The organism is Kineococcus glutinatus (assembly GCF_039542765.1).
GTDB lineage: Bacteria > Actinomycetota > Actinomycetes > Actinomycetales > Kineococcaceae > Kineococcus_A > Kineococcus_A glutinatus.
In genome coordinates this window covers 1-937 of record NZ_BAABIL010000892.1, presented here as the reverse complement: position 1 = coordinate 937, position 937 = coordinate 1, and the positions used below count along the sequence as shown (strand labels likewise).

The 937-nt window shown below is 79.4% G+C and carries 1 protein-coding gene; it reads left to right on the top strand.

What is annotated here, in order from left to right; all coding sequences use genetic code 11:
* Positions 1-937: arabinofuranosyltransferase (locus ABEB16_RS22385; protein ID WP_345714355.1), on the top strand; the 937-nt coding region annotated here is incomplete at both ends.

Here is a 937-nt window from a genome sequence, read left to right as displayed (position 1 = left end):
GCCGCCGCCGCACGGGCCGGGCGCGAGCCCGCCGGCCGGCCGGCAGTGCCGCAGGCCGTCCCCGGCGGCAGCGTCCTCCTCGCCGCCGCACTCGCCGGCACCCTCCTGCTCGCGGTGGCCACCAGCGCCCTGGTGCAGGCCGTCGTCGCGGCGCTGCCCGTCGTGCACCCCTCCAACGTGCCCACCGCGCTGGGCACGCTGACCGCGGTCGTCGCCGCCGCGGCGGTGCTCGCCCTCGTGCCGCTGCGCCGGCTGCCGCGCGGCACCCTCGCCCTCGGCGTCGTCGTGCTGTCCGCGCTGGCCACCCTGGTGCTCGCGCTGCCGCTGCACGGCACGCCCTTCTACCTCGGCGGCAACACCGAGGACCAGACCTTCCGCGCCCAGTACGTCGGCCGCCTCGCCGAGGACTGGCACCTGGCGGACATGAACTACGCCGGCGTCGAGCCCTTCTACCCGGCGGGCTGGTTCTGGCTGGCCGGCCGCTGGGCCGCGCTCAGCGGCACCCCGGCGTGGGAGGCGTTCAAGCCGGTCGCCATCGCCACCGTCGCCGTCGTGCCCTGCCTCGCGGCGGTCCTGTGGGCGCGGCTGGCCGGGCCGCGCCGCGGTCTGCTCATCGGGCTCGTCACCACCGCCGTGGCCGTGCGCGGGGCCGCCGCCGGGCCCTTCGCGGGGGAGGCGTACTCCTGGTGCCTGGCGGCCCTGGTGCCCGCCGTCGCGGTGCTCGCCGTGCGCACCTTCGAACCCGCCCGCGTGCGCGACCGCTGGCAGGCGGCCACCGCGATCGGCGCCTTCCTCGGCCTGGCGGCGATGACGTACACCCTCTACGCCGGCTTCGCCGCGCTCGCCGTGGCCGCCGCCTGCGCCCTCGGCGTGCTGCGCGGCGTGCGGGCGGGGGAGGCCGCCGGTGCCGTGCTGCGCACCCGGGCGGGCGCCCTCG